Here is a 24905-nt window from a genome sequence, read left to right on the forward strand (position 1 = left end):
GCTTCGGCTTCGGCTTCGGCTTCGGCAGTATTTGACTCGGCGCTGGCCTCGGCAAGATTATCTTTGTCGAACTGCAGCTCTGAGTTCAAAGAATCTAAATCGGCAATCTCAGCCAGACTGGGCAGTTCGTCGAGATTACTGAGATTAAAATAGTCCAAAAACTGACGCGTGGTCGCATACATGGCCGGTCGGCCCGGCACATCTTTATGGCCAACAACGCGCACCCACTCTCTCTCCAGCAGTGTTTTAACAATGTGAGAGCTGACCGCAACACCCCGTATTTCTTCGATGTCACCGCGAGTGATCGGTTGGCGGTAGGCAATCAGCGCTAGGGTCTCTAGCAGCGCGCGTGAATAGCGCTGGGGCTTTTCGTCCCACAAGCGACCTACCCAGGGCGCGAACTCTTCTCGCACTTGAAAGCGATAACCACTGGCCACCACTTTGAGCTCGTAACCACGACCCTCACAATCCCGCTCTATTTGCGCCAGAGCATCGCGAATTTCATTGGCCGCAGGCCGTTGTTGTTCGTCAAAGAGTTCAGCCAGCTGAGCGAGTGTTAGCGGCTTTCCCGCTGCCATCAGCGCCCCTTCGAGTATTCTTTGTAACTGCTGCGCGTCAATCATCAGGTGTTCTTAGCTTTAACGTGAATGGGGGCAAAAGGCGCTGACTGAACAATTTCAACCAGAGACTCCTTAATGAGTTCCATAATAGCCAAAAAGGTCACAACAACCCCGAGACGCCCTTCCTCGGGTTTGAACAGTGAGACAAAAGGCACAAAGGTATCGCCGCTCAGCCTCGCTAATACTTCCGACATTCTCTCACGAGTGGACAGCTTTTCCCGCTCGACCTGGTGGCTAATGTACAGATCTGCGCGCTGCAAGACTTCACTGAGCACCAGCATCAATTCTTTCAGATCAACATCGGGCTCTTGCTTAACCTTTTTCATTGGCGGCGGTGCCACCTCGCTAAGGTAAGTTTCGCGGCCTACTCGCGGCAGCTGATCGATATTCTCTGCGGCCTGCTTGAAGCGTTCGTATTCCTGCAGCCGTCTTATTAACTGCGCACGGGGATCTTCGTCGTCTTCCAGCTCTTCGCTGGAGCGCGGCAGTAGCATCCGGGATTTAATTTCCGCCAACATCGCCGCCATCAACAGATACTCAGACGCCAGCTCGAACTGCATGGCGTTCATCATATTGACGTACTGCATGTATTGCTCAGTGATCTGAGCAACGTTGATCTCCAAAATATCGATGTTCTGTCGCTTTATCAGGTAAAGCAGAAGGTCAAGCGGCCCCTCAAAGGCTTCCAGGAAGACTTCCAAGGCTTCAGGGGGGATATACAAATCCTTTGGCAACTCGGTAAGCGGCTTACCCTGGACGATCGCAAACGGCATTTCACCCTGCTGGGGCCGACTGCGCAGCGCCTTAAGGCTAACAATGTCCATGGCACGCTGCATGGGTGCACGGCGGGGCGCACCGGGCAGATTTTCTGCTACCGGCTGTTCGTTATCCTGACCGTTGCCCTGCTGCACGAGCGCCCCCTATTCTCACTAAGCCGGCGATTATACGGCTATCTGCTCGAGCGTCACAGCGCTTGTTCAAATTGACTGACATCGCCAAGGCCGCGGCGAAGCACTACTGGCACGTCATCCACGAGATCGACCACAGACGTTGCCTCCATGCCACAGTAACCGCCGTCTATCACCAAATCGACTTGGTTCGCCAGCGTATCGCGAATGTCATAGGGGTCCGTCATCGGCAAGTCTTCGCCTGGCAAGATCAGGCTCACGCTCATTAGCGGCTCATTCAGCTCTGCTAGTAGGTCCAGGCAAATTTGGTTGTCGGGTACGCGCAGGCCCACGCTCTTGCGCTTGGGGTGGTGAAGGCGCTTAGGGACCTCGGGCGTGGCACGCAAGATGAAAGTGTAAGGCCCGGGAATAAGGTTTTTGAGCAGGCGAAAGCTGCTGTTATCAACCCGGGCATAATTACCCAGCTCAGAAAGATCTCGGCACATCAGCGTGAAATTGTGCTTGTCGTCCAAACGACGAATCGTTCGGATACGCTCCAATGCACTTTTATCCCCGAGGTGGCAGCCCAGCGCATAGGCCGAATCAGTGGGGTAAGCGATCACGCCGCCACTGCGGACGATATCGGCCGCCTGCTTGATTAACCGTGACTGTGGATTTTCGGGGTGGATCTGAAAAAATTGACTCATAATTATCCTTAAATGCGGTCAGCTGGCCCTTAGCCAACGCTGCCATACCGGCTGACAATTTCCCACTACCTCGGCATCACAGCCAAGATCACACCACTGGCTTAAGTGGTGAAAATCACTGCCAGCCGACGCTTCAAATTCAAAGTGCCTGCACAGCTCACGTAGGTAACGTAACTCTTGGTCCGCAGGCCGGCCATTACACACCTCCAGCGCCTCGCCGCCCAGGTCTTTAAACTCTGTGAGCAAGCGACGCAGCTTTGCATTGGTCATTTTGTAGTGCATAGGGTGAGCAATCGCAGCCACACCACCGCCAGCGTGTATCCATGACAGCACAGACGCCAACGATGGCCACATCGCCTTTACATCGCCAATTTTGCCAGCGCCCAAAAAGCGGTCAAAGGCCTCATTCATCGACCCCACATAGCCCTTTTCAACCATATAACGGGCGAAGTCTGGTCTACCCAGCGGCCGGTCAGCCACACTGCTCCGCAATGCCTCAACATCAATATCGATGCCCTTCTTGCTTAAACGGGCGGCAATTGTCTCGCTGCGCTGCTCCCGCGCCACTTTCTGCCCCGCGATGGCATCGCACAGCAGCGGCTCAGATACGTCCAGCCCCAAACCCAATACGTGAATGTTGACGCCATTCCAGTTGCATGAAAACTCCGCACCACACACCAGCTGCAGATCGCCGGGAAGGTCTTCTAGCGCCTGGTAAGCATCGACCGTATCGTGATCAGTAATTGCCAACAGATCAACGCCACGATCGACCGCGCGCGCCACCAACTCCTTGGGGGTCAAACCGCCATCGGAGGCGGTGCTATGGGTGTGTAAATCGATTATCAAGCTTTAATACTCCAGCACCTCTGTGGCGCTCACCCCCTGCGCTAGTGATAACGCGGGAAAATGGTTATAGTGAGCCGCGCATTCGCGCAGACAATCCCGACCACAGGACGAACCATGCCCCCAAACAATCAGGGCAAGCCACGGCACAGTGCCGTGACCAACCTTTTATTCAATATTGTGATACCGACGCTGATACTCACCAAGTTCAGCGGCGAAGAAGACTTGGGGCCTAGCCTGAGCATCATTATCGCACTGGCTTTTCCCGTGAGCTTCGGCGCATGGGATTATATTAAAACCCGCCGCACCAACATTTTTTCCATACTCGGTTTCGTCAGCATCTTACTGACCGGCGGGATCAGCCTGTTGGAGCTGGACCCTCAATATATCGCCATTAAAGAGGCGGCGATCCCCGGCCTGATAGGCCTTGCTACGTTGCTGTCACTATACACGCCCTATCCGCTGATCAAAACGCTGTTGTTCAACGATGAGGTTGTCGACACCGCGCGTATCGAGAAGGCGCTTAGTGAGCACAATGCCCACAACGCCTTCAACGTAGCCCTTCGCCGAGCAACCTACTTACTGGCTTTCTCTTTTTTCCTGTCCTCGACCCTGAATTACCTGCTCGCCAAGTTTATTTTGGTCAGCCCTCCAGGCACCCCGGAGTACAGTGCCCAGCTGGGAAAAATGACCGGACTCAGCTTTCCCGTCATCGCACTGCCCTGCACAATCGTGATGATGGGCGCCCTGTTCTACCTAATGAACAGAGTTAAGAGCCTCACAGCACTGGAGCTCGAACAGATTTTTAGATTACACCAGGATCAAAACTAATCATGTTTTACGCCATTCTCAGTGAAGACGTCAGCAACAGCTTAGAAAAGCGCCTGACCGCGCGCCCTGCCCACCTCGCGCGCCTAGAGGAACTAAAAGCCGATGGCAGGCTCTTAGTTGCCGGCCCTCACCCCGCCATTGACAGCAACGACCCGGGAGACGCGGGTTTCACCGGAAGCCTGGTGATCGCCGAATTTCCCAGCCTGGAAGATGCTCAGCGGTGGGCCGATGCAGACCCTTACATTGCGGCCGGCGTGTACAGCAAAGTTAGTGTAAAACCGTTTAAAAAAGTACTGCCCTAGAACAGGGCGCCAAATTGCAGTCTGCAACCATGTACATTACTCTTATTCATTAATACCTTACCGCAATTTTTTAAAGTGGAATTAACAGTGAAGAAACTCACCCTTCTCGGCCTTGTGACCGTCCTGCTCACCCTGTCTGGCCAACTGTTCGCCGAAACCCGCTATATCAGCGACAAGGTTTATGTACCACTTCGTGTTGGGGATGGCAGCAAATACCGAATCGTTCATCGCGGCCTGCCCAGTGGCACTAAGCTTGAACTCATTACCACCAACGAGAGCACGGGCTACTCTAAAGTCAAAACAACAAGCGGTACCGAAGGCTGGCTGCCCAGCCACTACCTTGTCGAGGCGCCCGTTGCACGCACACGCTTAAAAGAAGCGGAAGCCAAACTCAGCAGACTCAGTGAGGCAAACAAAGCCCTCCGCGAGCAACTCAAAAACACCACGCAAAGCAGTGAGCAAACTGCCTCCATTGTGGAACAACTAGAACGTGAGAACACCGCCCTCAGCGAAGAGCTGGATGCGATCAAACGCATCTCTGCCAACGCCATTAAACTCGACAGCGACAACCGCCGTCTGCTTGAGAGCAACCAGATGCTGAGCAGTGAGGTCGATGTGCTCAAGACCGATAACGCTCGCCTGCGTGAAAACAAAGAAAACGAATTTTTCCTAAACGGCGCTTTCGCGGTGCTTATCGGCGTAATGATCGCTCTAATCGTCCCACGCATGATGCCTAAGCGGCGTTCCGAATGGGGCTAAGACGATGCGTATAACCGCTTTTTTATGCCTTTTACTCTCACTCAGCATCGCGCCTGCCCACGCTGGCGATAAGCCCGTTGTCACCCTGCACACCAGCAAGGGAGATATCCGCATTGAGCTGTTGCCAGACCGCGCGCCCATTACCGTGGAAAATTTCCTCAATTACGCGAAAAGCGGTTTCTACGACGGAACCATTTTTCATCGCGTCATTCGCCGCTTTGTCGTTCAAGGCGGCGGCTTTACAGCGGATATGGTTGAAAAACCCAACGGCGAACCGATTGTTAACGAGTCCAAGGCCAGCCGGCTGAGCAATCAGCGCTGGACGGTTGCCATGGCGAGAACCGACGACCCGAATAGTGCCCGCTCGCAGTTTTTTATTAACCTGCGAATGAATCTGTCGCTCGACGCACGCATGGGCCGCGACGGCTATGCGGTGTTCGGCCATGTCATTGATGGGCAGCATGTCGTAAGAGACATTAGCAATGTGCGCACCCAGCGCGTCGGCGACTTTGAGGACGTGCCCATGGAGCCGATTATTCTGGAGCGAATCAGCATCAGCAAGGCAAGCCCCGCCACTAAATAGCCAGAGGCCGCGATGACCGCACTCAGCATCAACCTGAACAAAATTGCCTTAATTAGAAACTCGCGCGACACCGAGTACCCAAGTGTCATCGAACACGCGAAGCGCTGTATTGCTGCAGGCGCACAAGGTATTACCGTCCACCCTCGCCCCGACCAGCGCCACATACGGGCAGACGACTGCTACGCCTTAGCAGACGTGCTGGACGTGGAGTTTAATATTGAAGGCAACCCGCTGGCCGCCCCCATGAAAAGCGATCGGACTGGCGTCAGTGACTATCCCGGTTTCATGGAGATCATTCGCCGGACTCGCCCCGCTCAGTGCACCCTGGTGCCGGACAACAACAGCCAGCTAACCTCCGACCACGGTTTCGACCTCAAGCGCGACGGAGAAAAAATTGCGCCTATTATCGAAGAGCTTCGTACAATGGGTGTGCGGGTCAGCCTGTTTATGGACCCCGATGCCGAACAAATACGCCTAGCCAAAACCTTCGGCGCCGACCGCATCGAGCTGTATACCGGCCCCTATGCCCAAGCCTATGGGAGCCCTCAGCAGGAGAACTGCCTCGCCCGTTTCGTCAACGCCAGCCGCGTTGCCGCCGAAAGCGGCTTGGGCCTGAATGCAGGCCACGACCTTAACCTGCACAACTTAGCGCTCTTCAAGCGCAGCGTGGATCAACTGCTGGAAGTGTCGATCGGCCACGCCTTCACCGTGGACGCTATTGAACTTGGCCTGGATCGAGCGATTGCCGCCTACCTGGACTGCCTGCGCTAGACTGCTCCGCGAGGCGGCGTTATTAGCAGCGCGCAAACACAGGCCGCTGGAACGCCGCCGGGATGCCCACCCAAACGCAATAAACAAAGCATCAAAACATAATGCACGAAGACACGACGACCGTCGCGATGCTCTACGGCAAATAATTCGAGGAGAAAATTAAGACAATAAGATGGGGTGGCCGACGGGGCTCGAACCCGCGACAACAGGAATCACAATCCTGGACTCTACCAACTGAGCTACGGCCACCATAACGTATGACTTGACCTGTAATGGCACGCCCGACAGGATTCGAACCTGTGACCGACGGCTTAGAAGGCCGTTGCTCTATCCAGCTGAGCTACGGGCGCAAAAAGCGTCAAGAGTTGACGAAATGGTCGGGGTAGAGAGATTCGAACTCCCGACATCCTGCTCCCAAAGCAGGCGCGCTACCAGACTGCGCTATACCCCGAAACATGTGTAACTCATGCCCCCTTACAGGAGCTGCGCATGATACGCAGACACCTCTGAGGCGTCAACAATTTTAGAAAAAAAACTTACGACTTTATTGGCCAGTGCATTTTCGGCGTGCGACAATAACAGCTTATTTTCAATCATCTTTTTCGGAGACAACCGGGATGGCGGCACAAATTCTGGACGGCAAGGCACTGGCGGCAAGCTGGGAACAACAGCTTTCAACTCGAGTGGCAGCACTCAAAGAAAAGTCCGGTGGCAAAACCCCCATTCTGGCGACGATTTTGGTTGGCGACGACCCCGCCTCTGCGACGTACGTAAAGATGAAAGGCAACGCCTGCAGACGCGTGGGCATGGACTCTATGGCCGTTGAGCTGCCCTCCTCCACGACCACCGAGCAGTTGCTGGCAAAGATCGACGAACTGAATAACGACAGCAATGTGCACGGCATCCTCCTTCAACACCCCGTGCCCGCCCAAATTGATGAGCGCGCCTGTTTTGACGCTATCGCCTTGCATAAAGATGTCGACGGCGTCACCTGCCTGGGCTTCGGCCGCATGGCAATGGGCGAAGACGCCTACGGCTGCGCCACCCCCAAAGGCATCATGCGCCTGTTGGAGCACTATAAGATTGATATCGAAGGCAAGCACGCTGTTGTCGTTGGCCGCAGCGCGATTCTTGGCAAGCCCATGGCAATGATGTTGCTGGAAGCCAATGCCACAGTCACCATTTGCCACTCCCGAACGCAAAATTTGCCCGTGCTGATCAAGCAGGCCGATATTCTCGTCGGCGCCGTGGGCAAACCGGAGTTTATTAAAGCTGAGTGGGTGAAAGATGGCGCCGTCGTCGTCGATGCCGGTTACCACCCAGGCGGCGTTGGCGATATTGAACTCGCCCCGCTGCACGAGCGCGCAAGTGCCATTACTCCGGTACCGGGCGGTGTTGGCCCCATGACCATTAACACCCTCATATTCCAAAGCGTCGATTCAGGCGAGAAAGCACTGGCCTAAGGCGACTCCGTGGCAAAACGACAACGCAAGCCCAAGGTTATTGGCCCGGGGCAGAAAGCAGCACGCGGTATTTTAATCGGCTTTATGCACGGTTTATTTTTGCTGACGCGCAGCGTGCGCTTTCGCAATAAACCTAGCATTGAAACGCCGTGCGTAATCGCGGTGTTTCACGACGAGCTACTGCCGCTGTGCAAGTACTTTGCGCACAGCAACGCCAGCACGATCGCATCACAGAATCACTTTGGTTACGCCATCGGTAAAGCCCTAGAGCGCTACGGTTACCAAGTGGCACTTGGCTCACCGAGCCGCGGCGGCCGCGATGCGTTTTTCCAGCTGTTGCGACGAAGTAAAACGGCATCGGTAACGGTATTCACGGTAGACGGCTCTCGCGGCCCACGCCACGAAATGAAAGCCGGCGCGGTAGCACTCGCGAGAAAGACCGGACTCCCGCTCTACTTAATGCGTGTGGATTACAAAGGCTGGCGGATTCAATCAACCTGGGACAAATTCAAGGTTCCACTGCCCTTTACTTCAGTGACATTCCATAACGAGCGCTTCCCGCTTGAAGATTATTCAGCAGACACCGATGTGGATGCGATCACTAAGGTCGCCGAGCGCCGACTGCAAGGACTGCTGGCTGACGACTACCGGCAAGAGAAGGTATAGCCATGTGGCTTAAGCGCTGGCAGCAATGGCTGCTGCTGTCCGTGTACGCCACTGTAATCACCGCCCTATCACTAACGCCCGCCAGCACCTTGCCGGACATCACGCTCTGGGACAAAGCCCAACACTTCATTGCCTACGCAGTGTTTATGGGCTTCGCTTATCCGGTTGCCAACACCCTGCGCGGGCGCCTGCTATTCGCCATCGCGATTATTCTCTACAGCGCCGCCATGGAATACGGGCAATCCTGGATGCCCGGCCGCGCGCCCTCAGGCGGCGACCTGCTTGCCAATAGCCTCGGAGTGGTTATTGCCTTTGCAATAATGAGCGCGGTTGGCGCAATAATTAAACGCCGACGTCGGCGAGCTTAGGCCCGCCGCCAGGTCGTCCCCTCGCGACTGTCTTCTAGCACCACGCCACCTTCAAGCAGTTGAGCACGAATACCGTCGGCGCGAGCAAAATCCCGGTCTTTCTTGGCCTGTACCCGCTCGGCGATCAAGGATTCAATCTCCTCGGCGCTCAATTCACCCGCACTACCTGCCTGCAGGAAGGCCTCTGCCTCGCAACCCAGAATACCCAGAAGCGCACCGAGCGAACGCAGCAGCGCCGCCTGTTCTGTCACTACTGCGTCCTCGCCAGCGGCGCGGGCGTTATTGAGCTCGCGCACCAGGTCAAATAACACAGCCAGCGCTTCCGGCGCTGCAAAGTCATCACTCATGGCCGCATCAAAGCGCTGCACATAGCGATTGTCTGCTGGCAATTTGTTGTATGGCGTTACCGGCTCGACGGGCAGCCCTTTCAGGGCGTGGTAGAAGCGCTCGAGGTTTTGCCTGGCAATTTGCAGATTATCCTCGGAGTAGTTGATGGCACTGCGGTAGTGACTGGAGATCAGAAAATAGCGCACCACCTCCGGGTGATATTTGTCGAGAATTTCCCTAATAGTGAAGAAGTTACCCAGTGACTTGGACATCTTTTCGTTGTCCACACGCACGGCCCCGGCATGCATCCAGGTGTTCGCATAGGGCTTACCGGTAGCCGCCTCAGACTGCGCGATTTCGTTTTCATGGTGAGGGAAAACCAAATCCGGGCCACCGCCATGAATGTCAAAATTATCGCCCAGGCAGCAGGTGGACATCGCCGAGCACTCGATGTGCCAACCAGGACGCCCCTCTCCCCAGGGTGACGGCCAGCTGACTTCGCCACTTTTTGCGGCCTTCCACAGCGCAAAATCGCGCGGGTCTTCTTTGGCCTCGTCAACCGCTATTCGCGCTCCCGATAGCAATTCGTCTGGCTTCTTACCGGATAGCTTGCCGTAGCCCTCGAAGCGACTCACACGATAGTAAACATCGCCGTTGTCTGCCGCGTAGGCAAAGCCGCGCTCGATCAACCGTGCGATCATTGCCAGAATATCTTCTATATGCCCAGTCGCTCGCGGCTCGGCATCCGGAGGCGCTACCCCCAAACGCTCCGCATCTTCATGCATCGCCGTAATGAAGCGCTCGGTCAACGCGGTGTAATCCTCGCCGTTTTCGTCTGCACGGCGCAGGATCTTGTCATCGATGTCGGTGATATTGCGCACATAGTTCAGCTCGTAACCCTTGGCGCGCAAATAGCGGCTGATCACATCAAAAGCCACCAACACCCGCGCGTGCCCCAAGTGGCAGTAGTCGTAGACGGTCATGCCGCAAACGTACATCTTCACTTTGCCAGCTTCGATCGGTGTAAAGGCTTCTTTCTTGCGACTCAGGGTGTTGTATATCTGCATACTGATGCTTTCGCTTATTCCGTCGGCGCGTAGAGAAGCGCCGAGTATCTATTTAAGGGTAGTGACTATTTATGTGTCGTGCCTATGTGGTGGCCTCAGGCCTCCGCCTTACCCCAACTATCGCGCAGCGCAATTGTGCGGTTGAATACGGGCTGCTCCGCCGAGTGCTCGTAACGGTCAGCAACGAAATAGCCGGTGCGCTCAAATTGGAAACGGCTCTCCGGCGCGCAATTGGCCAAGCCCGGCTCTATCCAGCAGTCTTCCACAACACTCAATGAGTCGGGGTTAACATGCTCCAAGAAATCTTCACCGCCGCGATCCGGTGAGGCGTGGTTAAAGAGCCGGTCATAAATGCGAACCGTCGCCCGACGACCTTCACTGGCAGAAACCCAGTGAATCACCCCCTTGGGCTTTACGCCATCGCTGGGGTCTGCACCGAGAGTATCTGGGTCATAGCTGCAGTGAACCTCAACAATATTGCCCTGCTCATCTTTGACCACCTGCTCAGCGAGCAGCACATAGGCATTGCGCAACCGCACTTTTTTACCCAGCACCAGCCGTTTGAACTTCTTGTTCGCCTCTTCACGGAAATCATCACGCTCGATATAAACCTCGCGCGTGAACGGTAGCTGGCGCTCACCCAGGTTATCGCGATTGGGGTGGCCCGGTGCGCCAAGCTGCTCCACCTGGCCCTGCGGGTAATTGTGAATAACCAGCTTTAGCGGATCCATCACGCACATTGCGCGCGGCGCATTTTTATCGAGGTCATCGCGGATCGCGTGCTCAAGCATCGCCATGTCGACAATCCCCTCACTGCGGGCCACACCCACCATCTCGCAAAAATGGCGCAGCGCTGCGGGCGTGAAGCCACGGCGACGCATCCCGGCAATAGTCGGCATGCGCGGGTCATCCCAGCCAGCGACAATATTCTCGTCAACCAGTGCTTTCAACTTGCGCTTGCTGGTAACGGTGTAATTGATATTCAGGCGCGCAAATTCATACTGCTTGGGCTCGGCTGGCACCGGCAGGTTTTCTATAAACCATTCGTACAGCGGGCGATGATCTTCAAACTCCAAGGTGCAGATCGAGTGCGTAATCCCCTCAATGGCATCGGACTGACCGTGAGTGAAGTCATAGGTGGGATAAATACACCACTTATCACCCGTTTGGTGATGGGTCTGCTTGCGTATGCGGTAAATGATCGGGTCGCGCAAATTAATATTCGGCGCTGACATGTCGATTTTGGCGCGCAGCACTTTCGCACCCTCTTCGTATTCACCGTTGCGCATCGCCTCAAACTCAGCGAGGTTCTCTTCAGGACTGCGCTCGCGAAAGGGACTGTTTCGGCCCGGCTCAGTTAACGTGCCGCGATACTCTCGCGCCTGCTCTGCGCTAAGTTCGCACACGTATGCCTTACCGGCGTTGATCAACGCCACCGCGTAGTCATAGAGCGTGTCAAAATAATCAGAGGCATAGCGTACTGGCCCTGCCCACTGATAGCCCAACCACTGAATATCTTCCTGAATAGCATCAATATAGGCCTGCTCTTCCTTGGCGGGGTTGGTGTCGTCGAAACGCAAATGACACTGGCCGCCAAAATGCTCAGCCAGACCAAAATTCAGGCAAATCGACTTGGCGTGACCAATATGTAAAAAGCCATTGGGCTCCGGAGGAAATCGGGTGACCAGTGAACCACTCAGGCGGCCTTCCTCGATATCCTTGCGGATGATGCCGCGCAAAAAGTTATTACCAGTGACGTCTTGTTCACTCATTGAATCGCAAATCTCTTGGTTTATTGCGCCAGTGACAGGCGCACGATGCATAAAGGTTGTCGACGGCAAACGTAGGCCCGGTTTCGCCGCCAATGCAAAAACCGTATTATAGCGGCTTTAATTTCGGCTTATAAGCGAGAATCAACGCAAATGGTTATCTTTAAAACAAATTTTGGTGACATCAAGATCGAACTCGACTTCGAAAACGCGCCCAAGACCGCAGAAAATTTTAAGCAGTACGTTGAGGAAGGCTTTTACGACGGCACCATCTTCCACCGCGTTATCGACGGCTTTATGATTCAAGGCGGCGGTTTCGAGCCCGGCATGAAACAAAAAGCAACCCGCGAGCCCATTGAAAACGAAGCAGATAATGGCCTCAAAAACACTGTTGGCACCTTGGCAATGGCACGCACCATGGACCCACACTCTGCCAGCGCGCAATTCTTTATCAATGTGAAAGACAACGACTTCCTGAACCACAGCGGCAAAAACATGCAGGGCTGGGGCTACGCGGTATTTGGCAAAGTCAGCGAAGGTATGGACGTTGTTGAAAAAATTAAAGCGGTACGCACTACCAGCGCCGCGGGTCATCAAGACGTTCCCGCCGACGATGTGATCATCGAAAAAGCGGAGTGGCAAGGCTAGGCTATGCGCAGTCTGTTTATTTCAGACTTGCACCTTGACGAGCAGCGCCCGGATATCACCCGGGCGTTCTGCCAGTTTCTGCAAGACGACGCCTCCAAGGCGAACGCGCTCTACATTCTTGGCGACTTCTTTGAGAGCTGGCTGGGCGACGATGACAGTAGCCCCCTGATTGAGCAGGTCAAAACCGCCCTCCTCGAACTCAGCAATACCGGCTGCCAAGTGTATTTTATGCACGGCAATCGCGACTTCTTAGTCGGTGATGCATTTTGCCAAGCGGTCTCGGCAACACGCCTCGACGACCCCTGCGTGATCGACTTACTCGGCGAGCCCACGCTGTTGATGCATGGCGATAGCCTATGCACCGGCGACGCCGAATATATGCAGTATCGGGCAATGGCTCGCTCTCCAGAGTGGCAGGCACAGGTGTTAAGCAAAAGTCTTAGCGAGCGCCGCGCCCTCGCCAAACAGCTGCGCGCCGCCAGCAGTGAAGCCAATAGCAACAAGGCCGAAGATATCATGGACGTCACGCCCTCAGAGGTAGAACGCATCATGACCCAGCATCATTGCCAGCGACTGATTCACGGCCACACTCATCGTCCCGCGCGACATGCTTTTACCCTTAACAACAAGCCAGCCGAACGCATCGTACTCGGCGACTGGCACCGCCAAGGCTGGGTGCTCGATTGCAAGGATAGCGAGATCGTACTCCGCGCCTTCGATATCTAAATTGCGCACCACTTTTGGGCGTTTGCGAAAGGCCGCCCCAAACTCGCGCACTTTCTTTTTCACTGGGGCGGTATGGCATGCTCGTCATTAGCGCCCACACTGCACAACGCACCCCGAAAGCCCCCAAGAAGACTGGCATAAGTATTGCTGAGTTACCCCGTATATAACGACCAATACGGTAATATCAGGAACTCTTGGCATGCCCCACCCCACAACGGCAACACCGCCAGAAAAGCCGCGCCTGCGGCTGGGCTTCATCCCTCTCACGGATTGCGCACCCTTGGTCATTGCCTTTGAGAAAGGCTACTTCGCAGCAGAAGGCCTTGACGTTGAGCTTTGCCGGGAAACCTCATGGGCCGCCATTCGCGACAAAGTAGGCTTGGGAATTCTGGATGGGGCGCAGATGCTCGCCTCCATGCCACTGGCCAGCCGACTCGGCATTGGCGGTCCACGTTTCGATTTTGTCAGCGGCATGGTTCTGGATCTCAACGGCAATGCCATTACGCTCAGCAATGAGCTGTTCCAACACCTGGCCGCTATTGACCCCCACTCCGCTCGCTGCCCCAGCGCCGCCGCAGGGGCACTAAAACAGCACCTTCAAGTGCGCGAGGCGTCAGCGGCGCCCTTGCGCTTGGGCATCGTTTACCCCTGCTCAACCCAAAGTTTTGAGCTGCGTTATTGGCTGGCGAGCGCTGGCATCGACCCCGAGCGCGATGTCGAGCTGGTCGTGGTACCACCACCGAAGATGGTTACCGCGTTGAGCGAGGGTAATATCGACGGCTTTTGTGTTGGCGAACCGTGGAATACGCTGGCCGTTCAACAACGACTCGGGCATGTCGTGGCGACCAAATACCAATTGTGGAACAACAGCCCGGAGAAAGTCTTCGCCGTCACTGAGCAATGGAGCCACCATCATCCCAACAGCCACCGAGCAGTGCTTCGTGCACTGCTTCGGGCCTGCCAATGGCTGGATAAAAAAGAGAACCGTCGTCGCGCCGCCAAGATCATTAGTCAAGCTGCCTATATCGCCCTACCCGAGGACACTGTTGCGCTATCACTTCGCGGCTTCTCTCAGCGCCATCACGGGGAAGCCCCGGAAGAGGTGGCCGACTTCCATGTTTTCCACCGCTACTGCGCCAACTTTCCCTGGCTGAGCCACATTGATTGGTACATCTCACAAATGTACCGCTGGCAACTGTTAAAAATGCCCATCAAGCTCGACGACACGGCAAGGGCCATTTTCAAACCCGACTTATATCGCCAGGTCGCCGCCTCCCTGGGAATCGACAGCCCCCAGATCGACCGCAAAACGGAGGGCAATCTGCCTCAGAAAATGCTGTTTTCAGACTCCCAGCAGCTGGGACCCAACCAGTTTATAGATGGAAAAATCATTGGGGTTGGCGGGACCTTAAAGTATCTCGAAGCGCTGCCGCTACCAGAGCCCGAATTGTCGGCACTGCGACTTATGAACCCCCAACAGGCATCGGCACGCGGATGAGAGCACTACTTATCGACCTAGCACCTGAGGACGCCAAGCACTTGGCAACAGCACTCGCTCGCGCCGGCATCGAATGCAGAAGCACGGAAAAGGACAGCGACCTGTACGATGAGCTGGAGCGCTGGCCACCGGAGCTCATTTTCGCCCGCACTGGCTCGCCACGGCGCGATGTGCTCGAACATGTCGCCCACACCCGGCGCGACAGCCCCCAAACCATTATCAGTCTCTTCGGCAGAGCATCTGAGGGGATCGCTCGGCTAGCCGCCGAACTCGATATCAGCCTGTACGCCATCAGCAGCCTTCGCGACAGTTTGCTGCAAGCGTTAATTGATATTGCGATTAGCGAGCTTCACAGCCATCAGCAGTTGCAAACTGAAGTCGCTGCTGCGCAATTTTCATCCAAACAGCGGCTGAAAACCCATGAAGCTATCACCTTCATCGTGGACAACTTCTCACTTGCCCCTCACCAGGCCGAGGCCCTGCTAAAGAAAAATGCACAGCGACAAAACCGCAGTGTTGAAGACTTAGCGGATCAACTGCTCAGCACCGGCTCCATGGGCTAGACCAGCTCAGCCGGCACCTTAGGCTGCGAGCAGCGGCCCGCTATGGAACCGGAACACCTCATCAGGCGTGAGAATCAACTCTTTCTCTCGCTCACAAAACAGCGCGACACGCGGCGCAATGGGCTCGTCTGAATAGCGCTGTGCGAGGCTTAAATAGTCTTTGAAATGCCGGGACTCAGACTTGAGCAGAGAGAGGTAGAATGCACCCAGTTCGTCATCGAGTTCCGGCGCGATCCGCGCAAAACGCTCACAACTGCGGGCCTCTATCAACGCCCCACAGACCAAGATATCCACTAATTTACCGGGATCGCTGCTGCGGCACAGCTCCCGTAAACCATTTGCGTAGCGCGCCGACGAAATATGCCGGTAGGCAACCCCGCGTTTTTTCATTATCGCCAGCACCTGCTCAAAGTGTCGCAACTCTTCGCGAGCAAGCCGGGACATCTTGTTGAGAAGATCCAGCTTATCCACATAGCGAAACATTAAGTTCAGCGCAGTGCCCGCGGCCTTTTTTTCGCAGTTGGCGTGATCAATGAGCAGCTCTTCGGGGTGGGCTAAGGCCGCATCAACCCATTCATTGGGCGTCTCACAAGGGAGAAAATCCAGAATTTCAGAAATGTCGACGGCCATACTCACTGCCCTGAAAAAACGCGGAAGTATATCAGCACGATGGGCCGGCCTCAGCCCTCTTTTTGCATATAGCGGCCGATGTAGCGCTCGTAGTGAGCCTGCGAAAGCAGATAGAACTCGCGGTCAATGGCCTCCCGCAATTCCAGCAGGCTACTGTCGCGCCAGACACTATCGACAACAAAGCCATACTTTCGCGGCTCTGTTATTTGCCCGGCACCGGCGCGCAGCAATTGAAACAACCATATATAAGGGTCTTTCTGCGCGGGATAGCGCACACGTTGCACGCCCAACTGCCAGGCCAGCAGCTCGGCATTAATAATATGAAGTTTGTCCTGCATCACCTGCACCAGGAACTGGTCCAGGCGTTCGTCAATGATGCGCTTCTGCTCCTGGTTGTAGCTATTCCAGTGAATCACCTCGTGACAAAAACGCTTGCAGCCACGGCAAACATCGTCACCGATACCAGTAGAGCAAACACCAATACAAGGTGTCGCCACACGGCGTAGCAAATCAGACAAAACAACTCCCGAGAACGTTTTTAAACGAGGCAAAAGAGTAAGCGAGCGCGTCCCCTGAAACAAGGGTCAGCCCACCGCGAAAAGATAGGTGAATGCCATTGCCCCCGCGCCGACCTTTCCAGGCGGGGCGGCACACTCACCGCTTGCGGCACCAACGCCGCTATCGTCATTAAGGTAGCCAAATCACTGCATTATTCACGCTTATGTTACGTCGGCGGTGGCTTTTTGGAGGAAAACCGCAGCAGTGGTAATAATCCTGTCGATATCCACGCCCTATTCTTAACAAACCTTAACCTGGGTAGGGTTTTTCAGTATACTTGCCACCCCATTTCGCATCGATGACGGGCATCGATAGCCCCGGCCTCCGGCGATCCCGGACTACGGGTACCGAAACTGATAGAGAGAGGAGTTAACAGTGCTAGAAGCATATCGCAAGCATGTCGAGGAGCGCGCGGCGCAGGGCATCGTCCCCAAGCCCCTGAACGCAGAGCAAGTAGCCGGCTTAGTTGAGCTACTCAAGAATCCGCCAGCCGGTGAAGAAGAGACGCTGGTAGATCTGATCTCGAACCGCGTGCCACCGGGCGTGGATGAAGCAGCCTACGTAAAAGCAGGCTTCCTGTCTGCCATCGTTAAAGGCGAGGCTAGCAGCCCTCTCATCACCAAAGAAGAAGCCGTTAAACTGCTGGGCAACATGCACGGCGGCTACAACATCGCAACACTGGTTGAACTCCTCGACGACGCAGCACTGGCTCCTCTGGCTGCCGAAGAGCTCAAGCACACCTTGCTGATGTTTGATGCTTTCCACGATGTGGAAGAAAAAGCCAAAGCCGGTAACGAGCTGGCTAAAGCGGTTATGCAAAGCTGGGCAGATGGCGAATGGTTCACCAGCCGCGATGACGTGCCCGAAAGCATTGTTAAAACTGTCTTCAAGGTGACTGGCGAAACCAACACCGATGACCTGTCACCCGCGCCAGACGCGTGGTCGCGTCCTGATATCCCGCTGCACGCACTGGCCATGTACAAAATGGAGCGCGACGGCATCAAGCCCGACGAGCAAGGCAAAATTGGTCCCTTGGCCCAAATTGCTGAGCTGGAGAAGAAAGGCCACCCAATCGCAATGGTTGGCGACGTTGTTGGCACGGGCTCTTCACGTAAATCTGCCACCAACTCGGTACTGTGGTTCTTCGGTGACGACATCCCCGGCGTGCCCAACAAGCGCGGTGGCGGTGTGTGTATTGGCGGCAAGGTTGCCCCTATCTTCTACAACACCATGGAAGATGCTGGCGCCCTGGTTTTTGAAGCCGACGTTGAAAAACTCAACATGGGCGATGTGATTGAAATTCGCCCCTATGACGGCGTGATCAAGAACGTTGAAACTGGCGAAACTCTCAGCGAATTCAGCCTGAAATCCGACGTCCTGCTGGACGAAGTGCGCGCTGGTGGCCGCATCAACCTTATCATCGGCCGTGGTCTGACCACAAAAGCACGCGAATCATTAGGCCTGGAGCCCTCGACTCTGTTCCGCGTGCCTTCGCAGCCCGCCGACACTGGTAAAGGCTTCACATTGGCCCAGAAAATGGTCGGACGCGCTTGCGGCCTGCCCGAAGGCCAAGGCGTACGCCCCGGCACTTACTGCGAGCCCAAAATGACTACCGTCGGCTCTCAGGACACCACTGGCCCGATGACCCGCGACGAGCTGAAAGATCTGGCCTGCCTCGGTTTCTCTGCCGACCTGACCATGCAGTCTTTCTGCCACACCGCGGCTTACCCCAAGCCCGTTGACATCGACACCCAGCACAGCCTGCCAGACTTCATTATGACGCGCGGCGGTGTCTCTCTGCGCCCCGGCGACGGCATCATCCACAGCTGGCTGAACCGCATGCTGCTTCCTGACACAGTCGGTACTGGCGGCGACTCTCACACCCGCTTCCCAATGGGTATCTCCTTCCCTGCAGGTTCTGGTCTGGTCGCTTTTGCTGCAGCCACTGGCGTTATGCCACTGGATATGCCCGAGTCTGTGCTGGTGCGCTTTAAAGGCGAAATGCAGCCCGGTATTACCCTGCGCGATCTGGTTCACGCGATTCCCTACCAAGCCATCAAAGATGGTCACCTGACGGTTGAGAAAAAAGGCAAGAAGAACATCTTCTCTGGCCGCATTCTTGAGATCGAAGGTTTGGAAGGCCTGACGGTAGAACAAGCCTTTGAATTGTCTGACGCCTCTGCTGAGCGCTCTGCTGCGGGCTGTACCATCAAGCAAGGTATCGAGGAAATTTCAGAATACCTGCGTTCAAACATCACCCTGCTGCGCTGGATGATCAGCGAAGGCTACGGCGATGCACGCACACTTGAGCGTCGCGCTCGCAAAATGGAAGAGTGGCTGGCCAACCCAAGCCTGCTCGAAGGCGATGCAGATGCGGAATACGCAGCAGTTATCGAAATCGATCTGGACCAGCTGACCGAGCCCGTGGTTTGCTGCCCGAACGACCCAGACGATGCCAAGCTGTTGTCTGAAGTTGCCGGCGACAAAGTTGATGAAGTCTTTATCGGTAGCTGCATGACCAATATCGGTCACTTCCGCGCAGCCGGTAAACTGCTGGACGCCCACAAAGGCAGCCTCTCTACCCGTCTGTGGTTGTCGCCACCAACCAAGATGGACCAGCACACGCTGATGGAAGAAGGTTACTACAACATCTTCGGTGCCGCTGGCGCGCGTATGGAAATGCCAGGATGCTCGCTGTGTATGGGTAACCAGGCACGTGTTGCCGATGGTGCCACGGTGCTGTCTACGTCTACACGTAACTTCCCCAACCGCTTGGGTACTGGCGCCAACGTTTACCTGACCTCTGCCGAGCTGGCAGCGGTTGGCGCAATTGTTGGTCGCCTGCCTACGCCTGCAGAGTACCTGGAATACACTCAAAACCTGAAGAGCATGTCAGCGGACATTTACCGCTACATGAACTTCGATCAAATTGAGTCCTTCCAGAAAGGCGCTGAAGAAGGTGCGCGCATTGCCTCAGTAGAGATTACTGAAGTTTCTGCCTAAGCCATTGCGTTAAAATCAAGCCGCCTCCGGGCGGCTTTTTTTATGCCTGCAATACGCGAAAGTCTATTAGCGCTAATCGTCATTGCATGGGTTGCGGCGATAACCTCGCCAATCAACTAGGCGCGGCACGGAGAAAAAAAGAAGTGAGCTACAAGGCATAGCGTAGTGGCGGTTTTGTCACAACTCAAAGGGCTGAAAGCGACACTCGCCCCCAATGGCACGTATTAACCCGCTCTAGAAAGCCTTAGGGGAAAAGCCTGTCACCTCTTCAAGCCCCATCTCGCGCCCCAGTGCGGTAAGCGGGTGCACAACCACCAAGCCTTTTACCGATTTTTTCAATTTACCCATGTCAGCTTGCTCGGCCTTGCTTAGAGCCCGCTTGAACTTCATTGCCTGCAGCATTTCAGCCTTGCTGCTGTTACTGCGTGACTGCTGCCCTTTAATACTGGCACGTCGTTTTTCCAATGCCGCAATTTCACGGTCAAATTGAGCGATCAAGATATCATCACCCCGACTCACCGCCGCTTGACGCTTTCGGCGCTGTAAATCGAGCTTGTTATTAATTTGCTGAATTTCTTTATTGAGGTTCACTACCCGGTCCTTTTACCCACGGCTACGGCGCGCAGTGTAACAAAAGCGACGCCTTATTCCCCCTTGAAACAATAACTGTATACATATACAGTTATAAAAAATCACTACAGCAAGAGGTGAACCATGGCGGTTGTAGCCAAGTGGATGTGCGACAGGGACAACACGATGTTTGACAGCAAAAAAGACGCGGACGCTTACGACAAAATGCTCGAGCTCGCCGAGCAATTTACCGCGCTACTACAGCGTGAAATTCCCGGTGTAGACGATGCCAAAGCGGAAAATTTCGGTATTTTACTCGCCAAAAATAAGGATGCACTCGTTCAGGCCTGCAAGGGCAAAGTCGAAGCCTTAGAGACCTTGTCGCAAGAACAGGACAACAACGTTCACGCATTGGCCCAAGGTCAGTGAAAAAAGCATAGCGGCTGCCATCGATACAGCCGCTACCCCCCTCCTTCGCACACACTAAAGCGGTGCTGACAGCTGTTCTTTAGGCTCGGCTTTCAATTCATCCTCAGCCAAGCCGGGGAAGTATTTCATCAAGTAAGGACGGCGCAGTACCAGAAAGCTGGTGGGTACGAAGACCAGCGAAAGAATAGTGGTCAACACCGTGCCGCCAGCAAGTACCACCGCAAAGGGTGGCCAAAATGTTCCCTCAGCGATCAACAGCGGGACGAGCCCGGCGACCGTGGTAATTGTCGTCGAGGAAATGTGACGCGTACACTCAGAAACGGTTTCAACAATCTCTGCGCGATTGCCCGCCATCGCCAACGGCGATGCCTTTAGCTCCGTGAGAATAACAATCGCCGCGTTAACCGCCAGCCCCATCAGCCCCATCAGACCGATGATCGCGGTAAAGCCGAAGGGATAACCCGCCAACCACAGACTAAAAATACCCAGTCCCGCCGACTGAAAGGCCACTGCAAACACCAGCGCCGACAGACGGAAAGAATTGAAAGCCATTACCACGGTCACGATCAGCAACACCAATATGATGCCAACGCTGCTCATCAGCTTACCAACGGCCCGGTTGCGACCCTCGGCCTCTCCGCCGATCTCCAGCTCGTAGCCCACTGGAACGATAAAGTCGTGCTCATCCAGGGACTGGCGCACCGCCGCTAACACCACCGCTGGCAGTACACCGTCGCGAACATAGATTTCAACCTTGTTCATTCGCCGACCATCGCGCCGGGTGATCTGGGCTTGCGCGGGACGCAGTTCTGCGCTGGAAATCGCCGACAATGGCCGCGACCCCGTCGGTAAAATAAGGGGGAAGGACAGGAAGCGGTCAACACTGGTTTCTTTCACGCCCGCCCCAGACACCCTAACCGGCAGCTGCTCGCTGCCATCGAGTAAACTGCTGCTAATAACACCATCGACACTTGCCGCGAGCAGTTGTGAAACATCGCGCAGCCCAACCTGACTGCGCTGGGCCTCGCTCTCTTCCACGTCCAGCCACAATTTCGGCACCACTTCGCCGAGAGAGTCTCGCACGTGCACAACATCATCGAGGTCTAGCGCAATACGCCTCACCTCATCGCCAAGGCGTTTTAGCTGTGCAATATCGCTGCCGTATATACGCAGCTCAACCGGGGCAATGGTTGGCGGCCCCTGGCCCAAACGCCGAACAATTGTCTGATACTCGGGAAAGGCCTGGTCCAGCTCATCTTGCAGCACTGAAACAAGACGGTTTGCATTGGTGGGGTCACTAACCGTTGTCATCGCCTGCGCGTAATTTGGCGTGCCGTCGCGATTATCCAGCAGGTTGTAGTAAAACGAAGGAGCACTGCGCCCAACAAACCAATGCAGGGCCTCAATCTCACTGTGGCTATTGATCCACTCGGACATACGCTCAGTGGCGCGCTGGGTTTCGCGTATGCCAGTACCTGCCGGCAAATACACCTCGATATCAATCATGTCTCGATCCGAGGGCGGGAAGAATTGCTCGGGCAGGGTTTTCAACACCATAAAGCCAATAAGCGGAAGCACGCAGCACAGCAATGCCACGCGTCGCGGCCACATCAGCGCACGACTGAGAAATGCTCGAAACCAGCGGTTGATGGCCGACGACGACATTCCCGGCGCCTGCTCGGCAGACAGCCAGCGCCCGGCGATAGGCGCGATGATAAAGAGTGAAATAATCCAGCTACCGAACAGCGCAAAAATCACCGAGTTCGCCAAGGGCCCAATAAATTCGCCAGCGGAGCCCGGCATCATGGCTATCGGCATAAAGGTCAGCATGGTCGTTAGCGTGGAGCCCAGCAGCGGTACCCACAAATGTTTAAATGCCTTAACCGATGCCGCAACCGCCGAATAGCCGGATTCGCGATAGCGACGCACCATATCAGCGACAACAATGGCGTTGTCGACCATGATGCCCAGTGCCACGATTAAGCCCGTTACCGACATCTGGTGAATGGGCAAGCCGCTGATATTCATGCAGGCCAGCGCGTATAGCATGGTCAGCGGTAGCGACAAAGCGACGATTACCGCCGAGCGCCAGCCCAGGGTAAATAGCAAAATGGAGAAGATAAACAAAAAGCCCAAGGCGATATTGCTGACTAACTCGCTGAGCCTCGCACTGGTATAGCGCTCCTGGGAAAACAACTCTTCAACAACAATTTCATCGGGGAGATTCTTGGTGAATTCCTGCAACTCGTGGCGAAGATCCTCGGCCCACAAATCCCCGCGCACGGTTGGCAGCATTCGCACTGCAATGGCGATACTCCGCTCGCCATCAATAATCGCCAGCTCGCTGGGCACCACCGGCTCACCGCGATAGACCCTGGCAATATCTTGCAACTGCAACGAGCCACCATCAGCCAGGGTCAACAGCGGTGTGCGACGAATGCGCTCGATCTGATCGAAGCCACCCAGTAGCTCCATGGACAGACGTTGCTTATCGCTCACTAACTCACCGGCGGCCGTTTTTGCATCGCTATTGCCCAATAGCGCGGCAATTGCGGGCACGTCCAGACCCACAGCACCGGCCTTGATCACATCTACCTTAACCTGAACTTCCTCGGCCGGTGCCCCCCACAACTTAACAATATCGGTACCGTGAAGATTGCGCAGATGGCTGGCCAATTCTTCTGCGTAGCGCCCCATACGCAGTAAATCCGCCTGCCCTTCCCCCTGCCAGCGAAGGCTACCAATCCAGGTAAAGGCGTAGTTGCGCTCATGATCCAACTGCGGTGGCGCCGCATCAGCGGGCAGATTTTTCGCTGCCTTTTCCAGCTTGTCGCGAACTTCAGACCACAGGCGGTCGGTATCATCGGGCTTTACTTCATCGGCAAATTCAATACTGATCGCGGCAACCCCGGATTTGGCGGTGGAGTCCAGGTGGTTGATCTCCGGAATGCTGCGCAGCTCGGTTTCTATCGGCTCGACGATCAGTGTTTCAACTCGTTCGGCACTGGCCCCGGGCAGGCTCGACAACACAATTCCGTGACGATTGCCAAAACGCGGATCTTCCAGCCTGGGCAGACTGGCCACCGCCGCCAAACCGGCGACGAGGACCAACGCAACGCCGAGGGCAATGTAGCGCGGATTATTCAGCATCGACACTCTCCTCGCCCTGCCACAGGGTGACCTTTTGCCCCGGCGCTAAGCGGTGTGTGCCGGCCTCAACAAGCTGGTCGCCATCGTTAAGTTCAGCTTGCACATAGACGCGCCCGCGGTATTGGTACAGAGGCTGTACCGAACGTTTGCGCAGGTGGTATTCACCCTTGTCATCTTGGCTCACCTGATAGACCGCCCATGTACCGCGCACATCACCCAGCAGTGCACTCATCGGCAGCCAGAATCCCGCGCTTTTGCGCACGACCGGCAAAATCAAATGCACGGTCTCGCCATCAACGAGCGGGGTGTCGTCCACCAACTTCACGCGAATGCTGCGAGTCTGCGTTCGCCAATCCAGGTTTCGCGACACCGACAACAGCTTTACCGCCCACAGTTGAGAGCCCCGCCTGATCTGCATCTCCTGGCCGAGAACCAGGTCCCTGCCGAGCTGGTCGGAAACCCCAAAGACGGCTTCGTTATTGCCCGTTTCAACCAGCTGCATAACCGCCTGGCCCGGGCCAACGACCACTCCCTCTTCAATTTGAAGCGAGGCAATCTCGCCGTCAAAAGGGGCCAGTAGCCGCGATTTTTGCAAGCGTAGCTTTACGCCTCGCAATTTTTCTTCCACTTGATTCAGCTGCGCGCTGGTCGCCCTTTGACGGCTATTGATATCATCCATCTGCCCAGCGGACACATACCCTTTTTCCGACAGAGCGGTGAATCGCTCCAAGTCCCGTTTAATCTGCTGCAAGCGTGCCTGAACTTCTAAGCGAGCAGCCCTCAGCTCGCCCTGCTCGATACGCAGCGCCTCGGTATCGAGTTCCGCCAATACCTCGCCGCGCATTACTGGCTGGCCATTTTCGACGTGTAAGGTCACCACCCGCCCGGCAAATTCAAAGCCAATATCCGCACGCTGACTACCCACAACGCGCCCGGCAAATAATCGCTGTACCTGGTAACTGTCTTGGCGTTCCACCACCACCGTTTTCACCGGATGCGTGTTCGCCATCGTGCAATCCGCCGCCAACATCAGCGATACGCCCATCAACAACGGCAGTAATACACTGGTCAGGCGGCAGGGAAAGTTCGGATATAACATAGGGCGGAACTCTAATTAGACTCGGTAGTCTAGAATATAGGGAAATCAGACTGGACTGTCTAGTCCAT

At 55.4% G+C, this 24905-nt stretch carries 25 protein-coding genes and 3 tRNA genes; 14 read left to right on the forward strand and 14 right to left on the reverse strand.

From position 1 onward, the window contains the following. The 4 genes from scpB to B3K78_RS12380 all read right to left on the reverse strand — a co-directional run. A partial coding sequence (gene scpB, locus B3K78_RS12365) for an SMC-Scp complex subunit ScpB (RefSeq protein ID WP_286695703.1) occupies positions 1-623 on the reverse strand: 623 nt, incomplete at its 3' end. Next, complete coding sequence (locus tag B3K78_RS12370) at positions 623-1456, reverse strand: segregation and condensation protein A (RefSeq protein WP_204996583.1); 834 nt, start codon at positions 1454-1456, stop codon at positions 623-625. The genes B3K78_RS12370 and scpB, both read right to left, overlap by 1 nt. Before the next feature lie 128 nt (positions 1457-1584). Next, positions 1585-2214, reverse strand: coding sequence for an L-threonylcarbamoyladenylate synthase (locus tag B3K78_RS12375; protein WP_286695704.1), 630 nt, complete (start codon positions 2212-2214; stop codon positions 1585-1587). An 18-nt stretch (positions 2215-2232) separates the two neighbouring features. After that, positions 2233-3060 carry a PHP domain-containing protein gene (locus B3K78_RS12380; protein ID WP_286695705.1) on the reverse strand — a complete coding sequence of 276 codons (828 nt, stop codon included), beginning with the start codon at positions 3058-3060 and terminating at the stop codon, positions 2233-2235. 114 nt (positions 3061-3174) lie between these two features. Here B3K78_RS12380 and B3K78_RS12385 point away from each other — a divergent pair, with 114 nt between their 5' ends. From B3K78_RS12385 to B3K78_RS12405, 5 genes are all read left to right on the forward strand, one after another. Beyond that, positions 3175-3888, forward strand: coding sequence for a VC0807 family protein (locus B3K78_RS12385; RefSeq protein WP_286695706.1), 714 nt, complete (start codon positions 3175-3177; stop codon positions 3886-3888). A gap of 2 nt (positions 3889-3890) precedes the next feature. Further along, positions 3891-4190: a YciI family protein gene (locus tag B3K78_RS12390; protein ID WP_204996362.1), complete on the forward strand. Its 300-nt coding sequence runs from the start codon at positions 3891-3893 to the stop codon at positions 4188-4190. 87 nt (positions 4191-4277) lie between these two features. Beyond that, positions 4278-4949, forward strand: coding sequence for a TIGR04211 family SH3 domain-containing protein (locus tag B3K78_RS12395; protein WP_204996361.1), 672 nt, complete (start codon positions 4278-4280; stop codon positions 4947-4949). Between the two features lie 4 nt (positions 4950-4953). After that, positions 4954-5532, forward strand: coding sequence for a peptidylprolyl isomerase (locus B3K78_RS12400; protein WP_286695707.1), 579 nt, complete (start codon positions 4954-4956; stop codon positions 5530-5532). Between the two features lie 12 nt (positions 5533-5544). After that, complete coding sequence (locus B3K78_RS12405; RefSeq protein ID WP_286695708.1) at positions 5545-6303, forward strand: pyridoxine 5'-phosphate synthase; 759 nt, start codon at positions 5545-5547, stop codon at positions 6301-6303. Positions 6304-6476: 173 nt separating this feature from the next. Here the strand turns inward: B3K78_RS12405 and B3K78_RS12410 are convergent. The 3 genes from B3K78_RS12410 to B3K78_RS12420 form a co-directional block, all read right to left on the reverse strand. Then, positions 6477-6552 (reverse strand) — tRNA-His (locus B3K78_RS12410). Between the two features lie 24 nt (positions 6553-6576). Beyond that, a tRNA-Arg gene (locus tag B3K78_RS12415) sits at positions 6577-6653 on the reverse strand. 24 nt (positions 6654-6677) lie between these two features. Further along, positions 6678-6754, reverse strand: a tRNA-Pro gene (locus B3K78_RS12420). Between the two features lie 166 nt (positions 6755-6920). Here B3K78_RS12420 and folD point away from each other — a divergent pair. The 3 genes from folD to B3K78_RS12435 are packed head-to-tail and all read left to right on the forward strand — an operon-like array spanning position 6921 to position 8800. Continuing rightward, positions 6921-7766 carry a bifunctional methylenetetrahydrofolate dehydrogenase/methenyltetrahydrofolate cyclohydrolase FolD gene (gene folD / locus B3K78_RS12425; RefSeq protein ID WP_286695709.1) on the forward strand — a complete coding sequence of 282 codons (846 nt, stop codon included), beginning with the start codon at positions 6921-6923 and terminating at the stop codon, positions 7764-7766. Positions 7767-7775: 9 nt separating this feature from the next. Then, positions 7776-8432, forward strand: coding sequence for a lysophospholipid acyltransferase family protein (locus tag B3K78_RS12430; protein ID WP_204996358.1), 657 nt, complete (start codon positions 7776-7778; stop codon positions 8430-8432). A 2-nt stretch (positions 8433-8434) separates the two neighbouring features. Then, entirely contained in the window at positions 8435-8800 is a 366-nt protein-coding gene (locus B3K78_RS12435; protein WP_286695710.1) for a VanZ family protein, read from the forward strand. On the opposite strand, the gene cysS is transcribed toward B3K78_RS12435, so the two are convergent. Then, positions 8797-10194 carry a cysteine--tRNA ligase gene (cysS, locus tag B3K78_RS12440; RefSeq protein ID WP_349676120.1) on the reverse strand — a complete coding sequence of 466 codons (1398 nt, stop codon included), beginning with the start codon at positions 10192-10194 and terminating at the stop codon, positions 8797-8799. The two genes, B3K78_RS12435 and cysS, sit on opposite strands and share 4 nt — an antisense overlap. A 95-nt stretch (positions 10195-10289) precedes the next feature. After that, positions 10290-11966, reverse strand: coding sequence for a glutamine--tRNA ligase/YqeY domain fusion protein (locus B3K78_RS12445; RefSeq protein ID WP_286695711.1), 1677 nt, complete (start codon positions 11964-11966; stop codon positions 10290-10292). 150 nt (positions 11967-12116) lie between these two features. On the opposite strand from B3K78_RS12445, the gene B3K78_RS12450 reads away from it, so the two are divergent. The 4 genes from B3K78_RS12450 (at position 12117) to B3K78_RS12465 (ending at position 15398) form a co-directional block, all read left to right on the forward strand. Further along, on the forward strand, positions 12117-12611 hold the full coding sequence (locus tag B3K78_RS12450; protein ID WP_204996355.1) for a peptidylprolyl isomerase: 495 nt from the start codon (positions 12117-12119) through the stop codon (positions 12609-12611). A gap of 3 nt (positions 12612-12614) precedes the next feature. Then, positions 12615-13337, forward strand: a complete 723-nt coding sequence (locus B3K78_RS12455; RefSeq protein WP_204996354.1) for a UDP-2,3-diacylglucosamine diphosphatase — start codon at positions 12615-12617, stop codon at positions 13335-13337. A gap of 199 nt (positions 13338-13536) precedes the next feature. Further along, complete coding sequence (locus B3K78_RS12460) at positions 13537-14835, forward strand: CmpA/NrtA family ABC transporter substrate-binding protein (protein WP_204996353.1); 1299 nt, start codon at positions 13537-13539, stop codon at positions 14833-14835. Further along, positions 14832-15398: an ANTAR domain-containing response regulator gene (locus tag B3K78_RS12465; RefSeq protein ID WP_204996352.1), complete on the forward strand. Its 567-nt coding sequence runs from the start codon at positions 14832-14834 to the stop codon at positions 15396-15398. The genes B3K78_RS12460 and B3K78_RS12465 overlap by 4 nt, the downstream gene beginning before the upstream one ends. Before the next feature lie 18 nt (positions 15399-15416). On the opposite strand, the gene miaE is transcribed toward B3K78_RS12465, so the two are convergent. After that, the gene (gene miaE / locus B3K78_RS12470) at positions 15417-16028 is read right to left on the reverse strand and encodes a MiaE family protein (RefSeq protein ID WP_204996351.1); all 612 of its coding nucleotides are present in this window, start codon (positions 16026-16028) and stop codon (positions 15417-15419) included. 50 nt (positions 16029-16078) lie between these two features. Then, entirely contained in the window at positions 16079-16546 is a 468-nt protein-coding gene (locus tag B3K78_RS12475; RefSeq protein ID WP_204996350.1) for a DUF1289 domain-containing protein, read from the reverse strand. A 415-nt stretch (positions 16547-16961) separates the two neighbouring features. On the opposite strand from B3K78_RS12475, the gene acnB reads away from it, so the two are divergent. Beyond that, a complete protein-coding gene (gene acnB, locus B3K78_RS12480) occupies positions 16962-19589 on the forward strand; it encodes a bifunctional aconitate hydratase 2/2-methylisocitrate dehydratase (RefSeq protein ID WP_027873897.1) in 2628 nt (875 codons plus the stop codon). Between the two features lie 234 nt (positions 19590-19823). On the opposite strand, the gene B3K78_RS12485 is transcribed toward acnB, so the two are convergent. After that, entirely contained in the window at positions 19824-20180 is a 357-nt protein-coding gene (locus B3K78_RS12485) for a YibL family ribosome-associated protein (RefSeq protein WP_286695712.1), read from the reverse strand. Positions 20181-20303: 123 nt separating this feature from the next. On the opposite strand from B3K78_RS12485, the gene B3K78_RS12490 reads away from it, so the two are divergent. After that, entirely contained in the window at positions 20304-20588 is a 285-nt protein-coding gene (locus B3K78_RS12490; RefSeq protein ID WP_286695713.1) for a YebG family protein, read from the forward strand. A 54-nt stretch (positions 20589-20642) separates the two neighbouring features. Here the strand turns inward: B3K78_RS12490 and B3K78_RS12495 are convergent, their stop codons facing one another. Together B3K78_RS12495 and B3K78_RS12500 are read right to left on the reverse strand one after the other, a co-directional pair. After that, positions 20643-23738 (reverse strand): efflux RND transporter permease subunit, encoded by a 3096-nt coding sequence (locus B3K78_RS12495; RefSeq protein ID WP_204995752.1) that lies wholly within the window; start codon positions 23736-23738, stop codon positions 20643-20645. Then, positions 23728-24837 (reverse strand): efflux RND transporter periplasmic adaptor subunit, encoded by a 1110-nt coding sequence (locus B3K78_RS12500; RefSeq protein WP_286695714.1) that lies wholly within the window; start codon positions 24835-24837, stop codon positions 23728-23730. The genes B3K78_RS12495 and B3K78_RS12500 overlap by 11 nt, the downstream gene beginning before the upstream one ends. Positions 24838-24905 lie beyond the last annotated feature (68 nt).

Origin of the sequence: Spongiibacter sp. UBA1325, from assembly GCF_002306875.1 — a bacterium.
Classification (GTDB): domain Bacteria; phylum Pseudomonadota; class Gammaproteobacteria; order Pseudomonadales; family Spongiibacteraceae; genus Spongiibacter; species Spongiibacter marinus.